Source organism: Labrys sp. ALF-8 (assembly GCF_059699065.1).
Map to the genome: position 1 here is coordinate 481,713 of NZ_AP048538.1, position 18,249 is coordinate 499,961.

At 63.4% G+C, this 18,249-nt stretch carries 8 protein-coding genes; 7 read left to right on the forward strand and 1 reads right to left on the reverse strand.

Annotated elements, in window-relative coordinates:
- Positions 1-93 precede the first annotated feature (93 nt).
- Both AC6H34_RS22085 and AC6H34_RS22090 read left to right on the forward strand, forming a co-directional pair.
- Positions 94-828, forward strand: a complete 735-nt coding sequence (locus AC6H34_RS22085; RefSeq protein ID WP_448147106.1) for a LuxR family transcriptional regulator — start codon at positions 94-96, stop codon at positions 826-828.
- A 76-nt stretch (positions 829-904) separates the two neighbouring features.
- On the forward strand, positions 905-1,543 hold the full coding sequence (locus AC6H34_RS22090) for an acyl-homoserine-lactone synthase (RefSeq protein WP_497540230.1): 639 nt from the start codon (positions 905-907) through the stop codon (positions 1,541-1,543).
- A gap of 96 nt (positions 1,544-1,639) precedes the next feature.
- Here AC6H34_RS22090 and AC6H34_RS22095 read toward each other — a convergent pair whose 3' ends face one another.
- On the reverse strand, positions 1,640-2,368 hold the full coding sequence (locus tag AC6H34_RS22095; protein WP_497540231.1) for a 4'-phosphopantetheinyl transferase family protein: 729 nt from the start codon (positions 2,366-2,368) through the stop codon (positions 1,640-1,642).
- 458 nt (positions 2,369-2,826) lie between these two features.
- Between AC6H34_RS22095 and AC6H34_RS22100 the strand changes: the two genes are divergently transcribed.
- The 5 genes from AC6H34_RS22100 (at position 2,827) to AC6H34_RS22120 (ending at position 17,442) form a co-directional block, all read left to right on the forward strand.
- Positions 2,827-3,633: a methyltransferase, TIGR04325 family gene (locus AC6H34_RS22100; protein WP_497540232.1), complete on the forward strand. Its 807-nt coding sequence runs from the start codon at positions 2,827-2,829 to the stop codon at positions 3,631-3,633.
- 201 nt (positions 3,634-3,834) lie between these two features.
- Entirely contained in the window at positions 3,835-5,736 is a 1,902-nt protein-coding gene (locus AC6H34_RS22105; protein WP_497540233.1) for an amino acid adenylation domain-containing protein, read from the forward strand.
- Positions 5,733-13,850 (forward strand): amino acid adenylation domain-containing protein, encoded by an 8,118-nt coding sequence (locus AC6H34_RS22110; RefSeq protein ID WP_497540234.1) that lies wholly within the window; start codon positions 5,733-5,735, stop codon positions 13,848-13,850. The genes AC6H34_RS22105 and AC6H34_RS22110 overlap by 4 nt, the downstream gene beginning before the upstream one ends.
- Positions 13,851-13,855: 5 nt before the next feature.
- The gene (locus tag AC6H34_RS22115) at positions 13,856-16,336 is read left to right on the forward strand and encodes a condensation domain-containing protein (RefSeq protein WP_497540235.1); all 2,481 of its coding nucleotides are present in this window, start codon (positions 13,856-13,858) and stop codon (positions 16,334-16,336) included.
- Positions 16,333-17,442 carry an alpha/beta hydrolase gene (locus tag AC6H34_RS22120; RefSeq protein ID WP_497540236.1) on the forward strand — a complete coding sequence of 370 codons (1,110 nt, stop codon included), beginning with the start codon at positions 16,333-16,335 and terminating at the stop codon, positions 17,440-17,442. The genes AC6H34_RS22115 and AC6H34_RS22120 overlap by 4 nt, the downstream gene beginning before the upstream one ends.
- Positions 17,443-18,249 lie beyond the last annotated feature (807 nt).

Consider the following 18,249-nt stretch of genomic DNA (forward strand, 5'->3'; position numbering starts at 1 on the left):
CCCTATGTAGTCTCGGTGCAAGAAGTAGTTTGAAAACTGGCGTGGCCGCTCGTTTTGCACTATCATACCGTTTTGATGCTTTGGGGGCGAAACATGAAGGCGCTCGATAAGATATATTATGATATTGTAGATGAGATCGGTAGTGTGCCGACATCTACCGATGTCAAGACCATGTTGAACCGTGTTGTTCAGAGCTACGGGCTGCGCACTGCTGCCTATTTTGCTGTAAATATTCCGAGCTCTACAAGCGATGACCCATATCTGGCTGTTACTTACTCCGACGATTGGGTTGAGCACTACAAGAGTGAAAATTATGTGAGAATTGATCCCGTCCTGCGGGAGGGATTTTCGGCCGTCCTTCCGATCGACTGGCGAAAGTTCGATCTGAAGGGGGCCAAGCTGCGAACATTCTTCGGCGAGGCCGTGGAGTTCGGGCTTGGCCGACAAGGATTGACCTTTCCCATTCGCGGAAAGCACGGAGAACGCGCGCTTTTTACCATTACGAGCGACGTTCCGGACGCTGAATGGGATTCAACGCTGCGTGCCTTCAAACGCGACTTTCAGGTGCTTGCCTATCACATTCACAATGCGATCTTGCGCACGGAAACCGTGGTGGAGGAGGAAGTCCATCTTTCTCCGCGCGAGATCGAGTGCCTGAAGTGGGTGGCACGGGGCAAAACCGTTTCGGAGACGGCGACCATTCTCTCCCTGTCGGATAGGACGGTACGGTTTTATCTCGACCTTGCCCGAGCGAAACTCAACGCAACCAATGTTACACATGCTGTCGCTAAGGCACTGAATATGAGCATTTTTTTCGGAGTGAGGTAACCCGTCAAATCTGCCGTATTTCTATAGGAGTAGTCCCTAAGTAAAGTCGAACAGTTTTCGATGGAGGGACTGTTCGATGATTGAGGTCATTCAAAGTAGTGAACGTCATTTGCATGCCGAAACCCTCGATTCACTTTATAGAATGCGGGCTAGGGTTTTTAAGGACAGGCTTAATTGGGAAGTTCAGGTTCGAGATGGTCAGGAAGTCGATTATTTTGACGATTGCGATCCCGTCTATCTAGTATCGAGGAACCAGTATACCGGCCGGGTCGAGGGCGGTCTGCGTCTTCTGCCGACGACCGGCCCCAATATGCTCCGCGATGTGTTCTCCGTGCTCTTGCCTGATGGGGAGATCGTCGAGAGCCCGCTGATCTGGGAGAGTTCCCGTTTCGCGATCGATCCGGATCTCGCCACCGACGGCAATCGCCGGCTTCATTCCGTGACGACCGAGCTTCTCTGCGGCATCGTGGAGGTCGGCATGTTGGCGGGCATCGATTTCGTGGTGTCGGTCTACGACGCCCGCATGGCCCGCATATTCAAGCTCGCCGATTGCCCGGCCGACATCATCGGCGTTCCCACCCGCATCGGCCGCGTGATGACCTATGCCGGCCTGTTCGAGATCAGCGAGGACATGCGCAGCCGTATTGCGCGCGCTGGTCAGATCGCCGGCTCGGTGCTCCTGCCCGATACACAGGTGCATGCCGCGGCCGCTTGAGGCCGTCACAAGCGCGTGCATGCTTCCTGCCCAATGCGGCGCAGGCTACAACCAAGAGCCCTGGAGTTTCTGCCGCGCGGAGCGACGGAAGCGATGTCAGGGCTCCTCCATTCGAGACATCGGGATCAGCGACCACCCCCGGGCGCGTGCCGCGACGGCGCCGATGCAGGTTCCGGATACGCGGAACGAACTCAACTGCCAGGAAAAGGCTTCGAGGGCGCTTCCACCGACGCGCAGGAGGCTCGTTGGCTCGCCCTTCGAAAGATCGAACTCGAAATGGGAGGGCGGCGTTTGCAGCCCGGTGCCCAGGGCCTTCAGGCAGGCCTCCTTGCATGTCCAGCCTTTGAAGAGGGCCGCATTCCGGCCGGCCTGGGGCAGCGCCGCGAACTGTGCCTGCTCAGGTGCCGAAAAGATATGGCGAGCGATGTCCTCCTCCATCGGCCGGACATGCTCGATGTCCACGCCCAGTTCGATGCCAGCGGATATTGCGAGCGCGGCGCTGGCCTCGCTGTGGCTGAGGTTGAAGTCGAGATGCCAGGCGGCAGGCTGTGTCATGCTGCGAGGCTTTCCGGCGGGGCCGTAGTCGATCGCGACCTGGGCGGGTCCGACACCCAGATATTGGGCCAGAATGGCACGAACCCGGCCCCGGGCTATCACAAAACGCTGCCTGTGCTTCTCGAATCGAAAGGCATCGGCCCTCTGGCGCTCGTCCGGCGAGAGGCTTTGCCAGAAGGCTTCGAAATCGGCAGGAGATGTCTCCAGCTGCCACAACCAAAGATGGACGTCATTTCCATCCGGACGATGCGCTGGTCTGGGGGGAGGCATGGTTGGTTCGACGCCAGTTTGCGATGCTCGCTCTCGCTACAACCAAATCGGCAGGCCCGGCAAGCCCTTGGCCTAGTGTCCGTTGCGGTGACATTAGCACTTTGGAGGTATTACGAGACGTCTCCGTCGCGGGGGTGCCTGCATACCCCTTTGGGCGAATTCGCTTCCTTTTTCCCTATTGGGTGTCCTCGAATTCCGGAATTGAGGCGGGAGTCTACGGCCTCTAGTATTCGGATGTCGTTTTGATTTGGAGAGGTACCAATCGTTTGACTTGCGATTCCCGTAGGTTACGTCCCAGGCGGATGGAGTTCAGGTGTTCGTCGCCCCGTCTATTCTCGTTCTGGTCGGTATCTGCGTCGGTTGAGTAGGGAAAACATCGTTCAGGATTGGCTGTGGCGGGATGATACCCATGAGAATGGGAGCCCGCCATTTCGGTAGGTGGTGAAAGGGGCGAGGACATGAACATTCGTGCTGTTGCGAGACGCCTGGGCCGGCGCCTTGACGGCATGGCTGCCTTGCCTGTTCTGAGTGGTCTCTACGATCGCTACTTTGCCATGGCTTCGGGAAACATACGGTTGTTTCGTGGCGTCTATCCCGATTTCGCCAGCGCACGGGCGTCTGCCCCGGCCACCAAACCGATCGGCTACGACAACGACGCCTCGGCGCTCCGGCTCGAATCCGAGCGCCATCAGGTGTCTCCGACCGATTATCCCGTGATGTTCTGGATGCAGAAGCTGATCCGCGGTCGCAGCGTGATCTTCGACTATGGCGGCAATGTCGGCATCAGTTTCTTCAATTTCAGGCCCTACTTCGCCTATCCCGAAGACATAAGGTGGATCGTCTGCGACGTGCCGGCCGTTGCCGCCGCTGGCGCGGCAATCGCCGAGCAGGAGGGCGCGACTCAACTTTCCTTCGTTACCGACTTCGAAGGTCTGGACGAGGCCGACATCTACCTGGCTTCAGGTGTATTGCAGTTCGTGGAAGATCCGTTCCGCTCCCTAAGGGAGGCTGCGAGGCGACCCCGGCATGTGCTGATCAACCGAACTCCAATACAGGATGGCGAAACTGTCGTGACGCTGCAATCCATCGGTACATCCTTCTGTCCGTATTATCTGTTTAACAGAAAAGAGTTTCTTTCGAATTTTACGGATCTGGGGTATCGTTTGGTCGATGAATGGCGGAATCCAGGGCACGGTTGTAGAATTCCTGCATACTCAAAATATAATATAGAACAATTTTCTGGATTTTATTTCGTCCTGGAATAATTTTTCCTCCTCTGAGGGCCAGGGTTGTATTATGTGGAATTGGTTTGGGGTCCAAAATGAAGAAGTTCGCCGTGTCGGAGCGGCTTTCGAGGAAATGTCTTGCCGAGCGCTGTTCGACTGCCGCCAACGGCTAGGTCGATGTAATTCGTATGTATCGTGCCATGGATTTAACTATGGCGCGGTAGTTTATCCGGAGGCCCCGTGACCAATTTTGCTTCCGCGCGGCCCATCCATGTTCTGATCAGTCAGCAGGCTGCCTCCCGTGCGGGAAGCATTGCGGTGACATGCGATGGCGCGGCCATAACCTACGGTGAACTGGAGTCCAGGTCGAACCAGCTCGCCCATCGATTGCGCAAGATGGGGGCGGGGCCCGGCTGCCTGATCGCCATAGGGCTCGAGCGCTCCATCGACATGGTGGTCGGGCTGCTCGGCATCCTGAAGTCGGGGGCCGGCTATCTTCCGCTCGATCCTGGCTACCCTCGCGATCGCCTCGTCTTCACGCTCGAGGATGCGAAGCCGGTCGCTTTCGTGACCAGTTCGACCGGGCGGCCCTCCTTGCCGGAAAGCAACGTGCCGGCCCTTCTGCTTGATTCGGATGCCGCCGCCCTCGCTCAGGAGCCGGCGACCGCTCCGGTGGTCGCCGAGGACCTCGATTCGCTTGCCTACGTCATCTATACCTCCGGCTCCACAGGTAGACCGAAGGGGTGCCAGGTCACCCATCGCAATGTCGCGCGCCTGTTCGGAGCGACCGAGCATTGGTTCGGTTTCGGCCCACAGGACGTATGGACCTTCTTCCACTCCCACGCCTTCGACTTCTCGGTGTGGGAGATCTGGGGTGCGCTGGTCTATGGCGGCCGGGTGGTCGTGGTGCCCTACGTCGTCAGCCGCTCGCCCTCCGAGTTCCTCGACCTGCTGGTGCGCGAGCGGGTGACCGTGCTCAACCAGACGCCGTCGGCCTTCCGCACGCTGATCGAGGCGGACCGGCGCAGCACCCATCAGCCGGGCAGTTTCAGCCTGCGCTACGTGATCTTCGGCGGCGAGGCGCTGGAACTGCAGATGCTGCGTCCCTGGTTTGCCCGCCACGGCGACCGCAAGCCGCAACTCGTCAACATGTACGGCATCACCGAGACCACGGTGCACGTCACCTACCGGCCGATCAATCTCGCGGATCTCGACGAGAATCGCGGTAGCGTCATCGGCGAGCCGATCCCCGATCTTACAGTGCATGTGCTCGACGAAGCACGCAGACCCGTCCCGCAGGGAGAGGTCGGCGAGATGTATGTCGGGGGCGGCGGCGTGTGCCTGGGTTACCTCAATCGCCCCGAACTCACCGCCGAGCGCTTCATCGAGTGGCGTTCGCCCGCGAGCGGCGTGACGGAGCGCCTCTACAAGACGGGCGACCTCGCGCGGCGCCTGCCGGATGGCGATCTCGAATATCTCGGCCGCAGCGACGACCAGGTGAAGATCCGCGGCTTCCGCATCGAGACGGGGGAGATCGAAAGCCAGCTCATCCGTCATCCCGGCGCGAGCGCCTGTGCCGTCATCGCCCGCAGGGATGGGCCGGCAGGCGAGGCACGCCTTGTGGCCTATGTCGTCCCTGCCGCTACTCCGACCTCGGCGGCGGAACTTCGGGCCTATCTGGCGCAGACGTTGCCGGACTACATGCTGCCCTCGGCCTTCGTCGAACTCGCCGCCCTGCCGATGACGGAGAACGGCAAGCTCGATCGCAAGGCTCTCCCGGCCCCCATGGTTACGGCAAGCCCCGTCATTCCTGAGCAAAGGGACGAACTCGAACAGAAAATCGCTGCGATCTGGGCACGGGTGCTGGCCATTCCGCATGTAAGCACCAGCGTGAATTTCTTCGACCAGGGCGGTAGCTCGCTGCAGATGGTGACCGTTCTGAACGACATCCAGGAGAGTGTTCATCCCGCGCTGCGCATGAACGATCTCTTCGAGCGGCCCACGATCAAGGCGCTCGCCGCATTCATTCGCGGCAGTGCCGCGTCCCAGGCAACCGTGGTCGGTGCGGGGCAATTGCGGGCGCGCCAGCAGGCAGAGGCGCTGCAGCGGTTGCGCCAGCGTCAAGGAGGGGGAGCCAAATGAGCGAGCCTCTGGACCATCTTCCCGGCGGCACACAGGCCGAGGAGCTTCCGTTCAACGCGGTGGCCGTTATCGGCATGGCTGGCCGTTTCCCCGGCGCTCGCAACGTTCGCGAGTTCTGGAGCAACCTGTGCAACGGCGTGGAGTCGGTGACCCGTTTCGAGGATAGCGAACTGGAGGACAGTTTCGGTCCCGATGTTCGCAGGGCACCTAACTTCGTGCGCGCCCGGCCGATCCTGCCGGACGTGGAGTTTTTCGACGCAGGCTTCTTCGGCATGTATCCGCGCGAGGCGGAACTGACGGATCCGCAGCATCGCGTCTTCCTCGAATGTGCCTGGGAGGCGCTGGAGGACGGCGGCTACGATCCTTCCAGCTATCCGGGCGCCATCGGCGTGATCGCTGGCTGCAGCATGAACACCTATTTCCTCCATCATGTCCTGGGTAACCGCGGCACCTCGGAGGACTTCACCAATGCCTTCCAGGTGGGGCAGTATCCCATGCTGCTGGGCGCCAGCCGCGAGTTCCTGGCCACGCGCGTATCCTACAAGCTGAACCTCAACGGTCCGAGCTTCAGCCTGAACACCGCCTGCTCGACCTCGCTGATGGCGATTGCGCAGGCCTGCCAGCAGCTGATGCTTTTTCAATGCGACATGGCGATCGCCGGCGGCGTCTCCATCACCTTCCCGCAGAAGCGCGGCTATCTCAGCCAGGAAGGCGGCATGGTCTCCGAGGACGGGCATTGCCGCACCTTCGACGCCGGGGCCAACGGCACGGTATTCGGCAGCGGGGCAGGGGCGGTCCTGCTGAAGCGGCTGGAGGATGCGGTTGCCGACGGCGACCACATCTACGCCGTCGTGCGTGGCAGCGGCGTCAATAATGACGGTGCGGCCAAGGTCGGCTTTACCGCGCCCAGTTCCGACGGGCAGGCGAACGCCATCATGATGGCGCACGCCAATGCCGGCATCGAACCCCGCTCGATCGGCTATGTCGAATGCCACGGAACGGCCACTCCCCTCGGCGATCCGATCGAGATCGCCGGGCTGACGAAGGCTTTCCGGGCCACCGGCGACGAGGCCAAGCAATTCTGTGCCATAGGCTCGGTGAAGAGCAATGTCGGCCATCTCGACGCGGCGGCGGGCGTCGTCGGCTTCATCAAGACGGCGCTCAGCCTGCAGCATCGGCAGGTGCCGGCGACACTGCATTTCAGGACGCCAAATCCGCGTCTCGACATTGAGAATACGCCCTTCTTCGTCAATGCGACCCTGAACGACTGGCCGGAAGGTCCCGAGCCCCGCCGGGCCGGGGTCAGTGCCTTCGGGGTGGGCGGGACCAACGTGCATATCGTGCTGGAGGAGGCGCCGGCTGTTTCCGCACGGCCTGCCGCCGACGCGGTCGAGGTGATCGCGCTTTCCGCCCGCAGCGAGGCATCCCTCGGCAAGGCGCGCGTGGCGCTGGCCGGGCGCCTGCGCGAGAATCCCAATCTGTGCCTCGCGGATGTTGCCCATACGCTCCAGGCTGGTCGCAAGGCCTTCGACTATCGCTGGTCCGCCGCGGCACGCGATCTTACCGGAGCGGTTGCGGCGCTGGAGAGTTCTGCCTCGGCCCGTCCCGTGAAGGCCGCCGCCGAGCCTGGCGTGCTGTTCATGTTCCCAGGGCAGGGATCGCAGTATCCCGACATGGCCCGCGACCTCTATGAGGGCAATGCGGGCTTCCGGGCCGATATCGACCGTTGCGCCGAGATTCTGAGGCCCTATCTGGAACGCGACCTTCGCGAGATCCTGTATCCGGCCGAGCGAGGCGAGGACGATCACAAGGTACTGGCGGCGACCTGCTATGCGCAGCCCGGCATATTCTCGGTCGAATACGCGCTGGCGCGGTTGTGGATGAGCCGGGGCATCACGCCTCGTGCCATGATCGGCCACAGCGTCGGCGAGTTTGTAGCTGCCTGCCTCGCCGGCGTCTTCACGCTGGAGGAGGTGCTGCCGCTCGTGGCCACGCGTGGGCGCCTGATGCAGGATCTGCCCTCCGGCGGCATGCTGGCGGTTCGCCTGCCGGAGGCGGAGCTGGTTCCGCTTCTTGACGGCGATCTCGCCATTGCCGCCATCAACGGCCCGTCTCTCTGCGTGGCTGCCGGCCCGCATGAAGCCATCGACCGGCTGGAAGCCGTGCTCAAGGAGCGCAATGTCGTCAGCCGCCGGCTGCACACGTCGCATGCCTTTCATTCGCCGATGATGGACCCGATCATCGAGCCCTTCACGGGCCATGTCCGCAAGCTGGCGCTGCACCCACCCGCCATCCCCTATGTCTCGGGCGTCACGGGTCAGTGGATCACTGTGGCCGAGGCGACCTCTCCGGACTACTGGGCGCGTCATTTCCGCCAGCCCGTGCGCTTTGCGGACGGCCTGGCCCTGCTGCTCGGCGACGAGAACGCCGTGCTTCTTGAAGTCGGCGCCGGCAATACGCTGACCTCGCTGGCCCTTCAGGGAGCGGCGAAGGGCAGGGTCGTCGTGCCATCCCTTGGGGATGCCGTTAGGGAACGTACGGATGATGACACGATGGCCGAGGCGCTTGGCCGACTCTGGGCAGCCGGCGTCCCGATAGATTGGGCCGTTCTGCGCGATGGCGCACAGCGTCGGCGGGTCAGCTTGCCGACTTATCCTTTCGAGCGCGAGCGTCATTGGATCGACGCTCCCAAACAAGCCCAGGGCGCTCTGCCTGCTGCGACGATTGCCGTGGCCACAGTTTCCACCGATCCGGCGCCGACACCTGTCGGCGCGACTCAGGATATCCCTGCAATGCCGCTCCCAGAGCAAGCCGCCATGCCTGACCCGAACGCCCGCGAAAACGCCATCCGTGCCCTCGTCGTCTCGATCTTCGAGGATCTTTCCGGCGAGGACGTCGGCACGGCTCCCCTCGGGACGACCTTCCTGGAGATGGGCTTCGACTCGCTCTTCCTCACCCAGGCGGCCCAGGAACTGCTCAACAAGTTCGGCCTCAAGATCACTTTCCGGGCGCTCCTCGGCGATCTCGGCAGCATCGAGGCCCTCACGAACTATGTGGCGGCGACACTGCCTCCGGATCGGTTCGCTCCGGCACCCGAGCCCGTTGCCGCGCCTCCCGTCGTGGCCCAGGTGCCGGCGGCGCAGCCGTCGCCCGTCGCTCCGGTGGTCGCGGTGGCGCAGCTTGCGCCTCTCGCGACAGCTCCCTTGGCGGGCGGCGCCGCGGGGGTAGAAGGCCTGATGCGCGATCAGCTGCAGGTCATGGCCCAGCTCATGCAGCAGCAACTGGAGGTGCTGCGCGGCGGCGTCGCCCTGCCGGCCGTAACGCCAGCTCCCGCACAAGCCACGGCCCCTCAGGTGGTTTCCGCCTCGCGGGTCGCTCCGGTTGCACCGGCACCGGCCACCGCACCCGTTGCAGCCGAAGGGGCCGACAAGGACCTGCCCTCCCGCTTCGCCGTCTACAAGAACACCCAGAAATCGCATGATCAGGGTATCGACGCGCGCCAGCGGGCCCATATCGATGCTCTGACCGCCCTCTACAGCGCGCGCAGCCCTGGCTCCAAGCGCATGACCCAGGACTATCGCAAGGTACTGGCCGATCCGCGCGCCGCCTCCGGCTTCAACCCAGACTGGAAGGAGATGGTCTATCCGGTCGTGGCGGCCCGCTCGAAGGGATCCCGCATCTGGGATGTCGACGGCAACGAATATATCGATCTCGTCAACGGCTATGGCCAGACCATGTTCGGCCACGCGCCGGACTTCGTAGTCGAGGCGGTCGACCGGCAGCTCAAGGAAGGCTTCGCGATCGGTCCGCAATCGGCGCTGACCGGCCAGGTCGCCACGCTCTTTTGCGAGATGACGGGCAATGAGCGCGTGACGTTCTGCAATACGGGATCCGAAGCCGTGATGGCCGCCATGCGCGTCGCACGCACCGTTACGGGGCGCCAGCGCGTGGTGACCTTTGCCGGCGACTATCACGGCCAGTTCGACGAGGTCCTGGTCAAGGGCCAGGTGCGCAAGGGCGAACATCGCTCTCTCCCGGTTGCTCCGGGCATCCCGCCCCAGTCGGTCGAGAACATCACCGTGCTGGAATATGGCTCGGACGATGCATTGGCCTGGATTCGCCAGCACGCGGGCGAGCTCGCGGCGGTCGTCGTCGAGCCGGTGCAGAGCCGTCGGCCCGACCTGCGGCCGGTCGAATTCCTCAAGCAGGTGCGGGCCATCACGCAGGAGTCCGGCACGGCGCTGGTCTTCGACGAGGTCGTCACAGGCTTCCGCATGCATCCTGGCGGCTTGCAGACGGTGTTCGCCGTCAAGGCGGATCTCGCCTGCTACGGCAAGGTGGTCGGCGGCGGCCTGCCTGTCGGCGTGCTTGCCGGCAAGGCGAGCTTCATGGACGCGCTCGACGGCGGCATCTGGAACTATGGCGACGACTCCTATCCGGAGGTTGGCGTCACCTTCTTCGCCGGCACCTTCGTGCGCCATCCCCTCGTCCTCGCGGCGCTGCTGGCCGTGCTCGAGCACATGAAGGCGAGGGGGCCCGCGCTCCAGGAGGAGGTGTCCGCGCGAATGGGCCGCCTGGTCGAACAACTCCAGACCTGCTTCGCCGAACACGGACTTAGCTTGCCGACCCCGGTTTACGGCAGCATGTTCTACATGCAGCCGAGCCATGACTACCGGTTCGGCAGCCTGCTCTACTATCATCTGCGCGCTCGCGGCGTTTACGTACATGAGGGCTTCCCGTGCTTCCTGACGACGGAGCACACCGACGAGGACGTCGCGCGCATCGTCCAGGCCTTCCGCGAGAGCATCGAGGCGATGCAGGCGGATGACCTGTTGCCCCGGGACGAATCCATCGGCGCGGTCTCGCCGGCCGCCAGCCCCGTCCCCGAGGCGGCCGCCCCTTCGGGGCCGATCGTGCCGACGCCTTCGCAGACCGAAGTGTGGCTGTCGGCTCAGCTTGGCGACGAGGCCTCCTGCGCCTTCAACGAGTCGATCAGCCTGAGCTTCGATGGGGAACTCGACGCCGGCGCCCTCACTTCCTCGCTCAACGAGGTGATCTCGCGTCATGACGCCTTGCGCGCCAGCTTCGACACCACGGGCACCCTCATTCATTTCGCGCCGGAGCTTCGGCTCGATCTGCCGGTCATCGATCTCTCCGCCGAGACATCGCCGGAAGCGGCGCTCAAAATCCGGATCGGGGAGGACGCCAGGACGCCCTTCGACCTGGTCGGCGGACCGCTGGTGCGAGCACAGCTCCTGCGCCTCGGCGCCGGCAGGCATGTGCTCGTCTTCACGGCCCACCACATCGTCTGCGACGGCTGGTCGGTCAACGTGCTGATCGGCGAGCTTTCGGAACTCTACCGCGCCAGGATCGAAAAGACGCAGGCCGTTCTGGCCGAGCCGCTTGCCTTCAGCGCCTATGCTCGAAGCGAGCAGCAAAGCGCCGGCTCCCCCGCTGACGAAAGCTATTGGGTGGCGCAGTTCCGCACCGCGCCTCCGCCTCTGGAACTGCCAACCGATCGACCGCGTCCGCCGATCAAGAACTTCAACGGCGGCTCGGTGCAGTTCGCCATCGACAAGCCGCTCTACGATGCCGTGAAGAGGGCCGGTGCCAAGCGCGGCAGCACGCTCTTCGCCACGCTGCTGGCGGCTTTCGAGGTCCTGATGGGCCGGCTCGCCGGTCAGAACGAGGTTGTGGTGGGCATCCCTGCCGCCGGCCAGTCCCTGATCGAGGACGACCGGGCGCTGGTAGGGCACTGCGTCAACCTGCTTCCGCTGCGGGCGACATGGCGGGATGGCGTGAGCTTCGCCGATTTCCTCGCCGCGACGAGGCAGAACGTGCTGGACGCCTATGACCATCGCAGCTGCACGCTTGGCACCGTGCTGCGCAAGCTCACTCTACCGCGCGATCCAAGCCGGCTGCCCCTTGCCGAGGTCCAGTTCAATCTGGAGCGCCTGGGAGGCGACCTCGCCTTCCCGGGGCTAAAGACGGAGGTATCCGCCAATCCGAAGAGCTTCTCGACATTCGATCTCTTCGCCAATGTGACGGAGTCCGCGAACGGGCTGCGTGTCGACTGCGACTACAATGCCGATCTCTTCGACGAGTCCACGATCCTGCGCTGGATGGGCCACTATCGCAGCCTGCTGCGGGCCATTGCCGAGGATATGAGCACGCCTGTCGAAAGGCTCCCGCTGGTCGCTCCGGGGGACGAGGTCGCGACGCTTGACGGCCCGGTGCTCACCGTGCCCCTCCAAGCGAGGCTGAACACGATCCACGGCCTCTTCGAAGCGCAGGTTGCGGTAGCGCCTGGTGCCGAGGCGGCATCCTTCGAGAACGAGACGGTAAGCTATCGCGACCTCGATCGCAGGGCGGGGCAGGTCGCTGCCTGTCTTGCCGGCCGCGGCGTGGCGCGCGGCTCGCGCGTGGCGGTGCTGGTGGACCGCTCGATCGACATGCTCGTGGCCCTGCTCGGCGTGCTCAAGGCCGGCTGTGCCTACGTGCCCCTGGCGACCAATCATCCGGCGGCCCGGCTGGCTTCGATCATCGAGGAAGCCCAGGTCTCGGCGGTGCTCACCCAGGCCGCTCATGCCGGCATGGATTTCGGTACGGCAAGGGTCATCCAGCTTGACACCGAGCGCGAAGCGATCGCGTCGCTCGCGCCGCTGGCGGCGGGCTCGGTGGACGTCCGGGGGGAGGATCTCGCCTATGTGATCTTCACTTCAGGATCCACCGGCAAGCCGAAGGGCGTCGAGGTAAGCCATCGCAACGTGGCGAACTTCCTCGCGTCGATGCGCGCCACGCCCGGTTTTACCGCCAGCGACCGGTTGCTGGCCGTGACGACGATCTCCTTCGACATCGCGGCGCTCGAACTCTACCTGCCGTTGACCGCGGGTGGCAGCGTGGTCATCGCGCCGCAAGGCGAAACGGCGGATGGCTTCGCTTTGCTCAGGCGCCTCGAGGAGAGCAGGGCCACGGTGATGCAGGCGACGCCGATCACCTGGGTGATCCTGCTGGAGAGCGGCTTCCGGCCCTCGCCAAACCTCAAGATGCTTTGCGGGGGAGAGGCGTTGCCCCGCAGCCTTGCCGACCAATTGGTCCAGAATGGCGGCGAGCTGTGGAACATGTATGGGCCGACTGAAACGACGATCTGGTCATCCGTGGCGCTCATCAAGCCCGGTCCCGAGCCGATCACCGTCGGCCATCCCATCGCCAATACGCAATTTCACATTCTCGACAGGTTCGACCGTGTCGTGCCCGTCGGTGTCGTGGGCGAATTACATATCGGCGGCGACGGCGTGGCGCGCGGCTATTTCCGCCGGCCCGAGCTGACAGCCGAGAAGTTCATCGCGGATTCCATCTCGCGCAAGGCGGGCGGACGCCTCTATCGAACCGGCGATCTCGCGCGCCTGCTGCCGGGCGGACGCCTGCAACTCCTCGGACGCAACGACCACCAGGTGAAGCTGCGCGGCTTCCGCATCGAACTCGGCGAGATCGAGGGCGCGCTGGGCAAGGCAGGCCTGGACGTGGCGGCGGTCATCCTGCGGGAGGATACGCCCGGCGATCCGCGGCTGGTCGCCTATTTCGAAGCACCGGAGCACAAGGCCCCGCGTATCGAGAGGCTGCGTGCGGCCGTTGGGGAAACGCTGCCCGACTACATGGTGCCAAGCCAATGGGTAAGGCTCGATGCGATGCCGCGCAACTCCAGCGGCAAGATCGATCGGCGGTCCTTGCCCAAGCCGGACGGGGCGTCGCTCGGCGACGAAACCACCTATGTGGCTCCCCGCAGCGAGCCCGAGATCCTGCTCGCGCAGATTTGTGCTGATGTGCTGGGGCAGTCGAGGGTAAGCGTGGAGGACGACCTGCTCGCGCTGGGGGCGGATTCGATCCATATCTTCCAGATCGTGGCGCGGGCCAATCAGGCGGGGCTGGCTCTTTCGGCCAAGACCCTTCTGCAGAACCGGACCATCGCCAGGGCGGCCGCAACCATTGCCACGGTGGCGCCGCCGGAAGCTCAGCCCGAGCTGCCCCAGCTCGTCCGTGTCGCCAGGGCCGGCCGTCGCATCAGCGGCGCGGCGGCTGCGGCGGTCAGTACTGTCCAGTATCCCGAACGGTGACGTTTATGACGAATTCTGACCCCGGAAACAGCGGCGGGATGGATCACCTGGCTCCGGAGCCGGAGATCTATGAGTTCCCGTGCTCCCTGGCCCAGAGCCGCTTCTGGGTTCTGGATCAGATCACGCCGGAAAATCCGGCCTTGAATGTCGCGGTGCGCTGGCGGCTCCAGGGACGGATCGACGTTCCCGTGCTGCAGGAAGCACTGAACGAGGTGATCGAGCGGCACGAGATCCTCCGAACCGCCTATCGCGAGATCGACGGCGAGCCGGTCCAGCTCGTCATGCCTGAAGCCACCCTGCAACTCCCGGTGATCGATCTTACGCTCCTGCCCGAGCCCGCGCGGCTGGAGGAAAGGGAGCGCATCAGCCTGATCGAGGCACGCAAGCCCTTCGACCTGACGGCGGTTCCCAATCTGCGCGCGACGCTCCTGAAGGTGGGAGCGGAAGAACACATCATCCTTGTTACGGTCCATCATATTGCGAGTGACGGCTGGTCGGTGGGGATCATTGCCCATGATATGATGACGTTCTACCAGGCGGCCCTGAGGGGAGACACCCCCCAACTGCCGGACCTGCCGCTGCAATACGCCGACTTCGCGGTCTGGCAGACCGAATGGATCAAGGTCGACGACCTCAAGGCGGAGCGTGCCTATTGGACGCGTCAGCTGGCCGGGTTCAAGCCGTTCGACCTACCGACCGACAAGCCGCGCTCCGTGGGAGCGGCGCCGGCAGTAATCGCCGGCCGCCAATTGCCCCGCAAGCTGACCGACGCCATGACGGCCCTGGCGACGGCGGAGGGCTGCACTTTCTTCATGGTCGGTGCCAGTGCCCTCGTCGGCATGCTCCATCACCTCACGGGGCAGGAGGACATCACCCTCGGCACCCAGATCGCCGGCCGCGACCGGGTGGAACTCAACAATGTCATCGGACCGTTCATCAATACGGTGCCGCTGCGGGTTGATGCGGGGGGAATGCCGAGCTTCCGCCAGCTGATGATGCGGATGCACGATGTCATCGAAGGCGCTCTCGTCAACCAGCGCATGCCCATCGAGGACATCGTGGCCATCGTCAAGCCGGTGCGCGATCCGGGCCGCAATCCGCTCTTCTCCGTCAATGTCATCTGCCAGCGCTCCTTCATCCCGACGGATGTGCGGCCAGACCTGACGCTGATCGACATGCCTTCGGTCTCGCCAGGCGCGCTTTACGATCTCAACTTCTTCTTCGTCGAGCGGCCGGACGGCTGGCGAATGTCCTGCGAGTACAACACCGCGCTCTACAATGCCGAGACGGCGGAGGGCTATCTCCTGCAGTTGCACCGTCTGCTCGAAGGCTTCGTCGCGAATCCCGACCGGGCGATTGCCGAGAGGCCCTCGGTGCCCGCGCGGGCGCTCGAGGCGGCGGTACCGGCAAAGTCCGCGCTGCAGGCACCCGCTGCTCCCGCTCCCTTGACGCGGGACGGCGTGGAGGCTCAGCTAGCGGAGATCTGGAAGGCCGTCCTCAAGATTCCGGCGCCAGGCCGAACCGACAATTTCTTCGCGCTTGGGGGGCACTCCCTGACTGCATTCCGCCTGCTGTCGCGCGTCGAAAAAGCTTTCGACCGGCGCATCGCCTTCGAAGACCTCTACACATATCCGACCATCGCCGGCTTGGCGAACCTTCTGGTCGGCGAGCCGCCGGCGCCGACCCGCAATGCGGTCGTCATGCAGTCTCAGGGCGACAAGATCCCGATCCTGGCCGTGCATGACACCTTCATCTTCCAGGATCTTGCCGATCGCCTGGGAGAAGAGCGTCCCTTCATTGCCATCCCCGTGCCGGATTTCGTCGAGAGCAGGCCGCAAATACCCTATTCCGAGCTGGCCTCGCATTATCTGCGCGCTATCGAGGAAGTTCGTCCCAACGGCCCCTATATCCTGCTTGGTTTCTGCTTCGCGGCACGTCTCTCCTTCGAGATCGCGCGCCAGCTAACCGAAAAGGGAGAACGCGTCGAACTCCTGGTGGCGATCGATGCGTGGGCGCCGAAATATCTGCAGCGGCAGTCGAGGTTGCGGGCATCTCTGGCCGAGGCTTCCTATCGCGTCCAGAAGTTGACCTTCTATGTCGGACAACTGTTCAGGGGCGGGGAGGGGCGCAGGAATGCTCTCCGCCGCATGGGGATGTTCACGAGGCGGATCTTCGCGGCGCTGGGGCTGGGCTCCAGACCGGATGCCGACATCGACGAGATCACGCAACGCAATAAATGGATCGACCAGGCCGGCTGGAGCCAGGAGACCCGGCAATTGCCTGTCCCCATCCTCTCCATCCACAATGCCGACATGCCCCTCGGACCGTTCCTCGACAAGACGATGGGGTGGCAGTCCTTGACCACCGAATCAGTCACCATGGCGGCGGTTCCCGGCAGTCATAGCGATCTGCTTCGCCGCGCGGGCTCGACGACGATCGCCAATATCATCAATGCCACGTTGAAGCGGCAGTCCGGCCAGCAATGAGCCGGCGGCCGTTCCTTGTCGGCCTCAAGACGCGACTAAAGGCATGGCGGACCCTGTCCTCCGCCGTGCGCCTGCTGGCAGGCATGGTCGTGGCCGGCCTGGGGGCCCCAGGCCCCTCCAGCGCCGATACGTCCGGCGTCGACATGCTGGCACTGCCGCTGACGGAGCTCTGCCCGGGGGGACATGCGGTGGAGGGCCTTGCGGATATCGGGCGCCGGCTGGTGGTTAAGGCCTGGTACCCACGCGAGGGGGTGGATGTGCCGGACGCAGGACGCCTTCGTCCCTTGCTGCTGTTCAACGCCGCATGGGGCGGCAGCAGCGACAGTCATTTCGGACAGATCCTGAATCTCGTGGCGCACGGCTTCGTCGTCATCAGCATCGATCACCGGCTGGACCTCGACGAATACGGGCAGTTCCTCGATTTCTCCTCTCAGGAGTCGTTCGAGAGGACCAGGCTCGTGGCCGATCACAAGGCCCGCCAATTCGCTTCGGACAATAGCGCCGTCTTCGATGCACTCACTGCGGCGGCTACATGCCCCGCGACGAGCCGGACGCTGGCCCTTCTGCGCAGCCTCGACTTCAGCCGGGCGGGGATCCTCGGCTACTCCTTCGGCGGTGCCGTCGCAGCGCAAACGGCGTGGCAGGATCCGCGCTTCAAGGCGGCGCTCAACCTGGACGGTTGGCTCTTTGCCGATGCTGCCAAGCTTGGGGTGGTACAGCCTCTCATGGAGATCAGCGACGATACGCCGATGCCGACCCCGGAAGAGCTTTCCTCGCCCGACGTGCCGGATCGCCTCCTCGCGCAGCTGAACGATTCCGACTATCGCCGGCTGCGGGCCAACATGATTGCTCATGGCGGCTACTATCTGGTCATGACCGGCGCGAACCATGAGAGCTTCGTCGACGTTTCCAAACGCTCGATCGCACAGCAATTCGTGGCGCTGCTGCCCAGCGCCCGAGGCATTCCTGACATCGTGGACGCCTATATCCTGACGTTCTTCGAGCGCTATGTGGCCGGCACCCCGACCAGCTTGATCGACGACATGCCCTCTCCGTACCAGCAGGTGCGTCTGGAGTTTGCGAGACCGCCCTCCGCATCCCGATGAGGCGGCCTCGCGCTGACGGCATTCCGCCAACCCGCCTTCCCCTCCCGCAGGGCATCTTGCCGAACCGGTGCGGATGCCAGTAAGCCGAGCATCTCCCGATTCGGGCAGGTGTGATTCGAACGAGGTGCCGAAGCGCGAGAATCGGCCGCTCCTCCATTCTGAGGCGAAAAGGTCGAAGGGCAGGCAGGACGTAATGCCGCAGCAGTACGATTTGCTGGATCCTTCCCGGGCCGTTGTCCCGCCCGATTGATTTCACGCTCCAATCTCGCAGCAGGGGTAGGATCCTGTTCCCAGGGATACACCTCCTCCTGTCGAAGAGCGTTTTTTGCGGGCCGCTGTGCGATTTCGCACAGAGCTGAACGGGGAATCCCTGAAGAAAGAGGGGGTAGGACGATCCGGCTTTCGAGGGATCGAATCCTGCACAGGAGTTGACCTTAGGAAATGCGTGATTACCGGGAGGTGCCGGCCCAACTTTAGACTGAAACCTATCCTAACGGTATCACGCAGGTGTCACGGCCAATGATGTCTAACGTAACGCATCATACAAATTCCGCAGGGCCATTCTGCATTCTTATGGAGTTTACATCGGAATCGATGCATAATGGTTAGGCATCTGGGAAAATTTTCCGGGCAATACCTCGTCCTTTCGAGGTAACATAATACTCCTCCGCCCGGATTGAAATTAAGCGTGGCTGCTAGAACCACGAATGTTGCCAGGATATTGAGTGCCGCGGCTTGGTTGGGACAGGCTTGCTGGCGGCGTTGGGAAAAATCATTTATTCGGAGACTGGGACTGTGAACGACTTA

Bases quoted from the DNA above. Each gene is read 5' to 3' on its own strand.
- AC6H34_RS22085 (WP_448147106.1), top strand. From the start codon at position 94: ATGAAGGCGCTCGATAAGATATATTATGATATTGTAGATGAGATCGGT.
- AC6H34_RS22090 (WP_497540230.1), top strand. From the start codon at position 905: ATGATTGAGGTCATTCAAAGTAGTGAACGTCATTTGCATGCCGAAACC.
- AC6H34_RS22095 (WP_497540231.1), bottom strand. From the start codon at position 2,368: ATGCCTCCCCCCAGACCAGCGCATCGTCCGGATGGAAATGACGTCCAT.
- AC6H34_RS22100 (WP_497540232.1), top strand. From the start codon at position 2,827: ATGAACATTCGTGCTGTTGCGAGACGCCTGGGCCGGCGCCTTGACGGC.
- AC6H34_RS22110 (WP_497540234.1), top strand. From the start codon at position 5,733: ATGAGCGAGCCTCTGGACCATCTTCCCGGCGGCACACAGGCCGAGGAG.
- AC6H34_RS22115 (WP_497540235.1), top strand. From the start codon at position 13,856: ATGACGAATTCTGACCCCGGAAACAGCGGCGGGATGGATCACCTGGCT.
- AC6H34_RS22120 (WP_497540236.1), top strand. From the start codon at position 16,333: ATGAGCCGGCGGCCGTTCCTTGTCGGCCTCAAGACGCGACTAAAGGCA.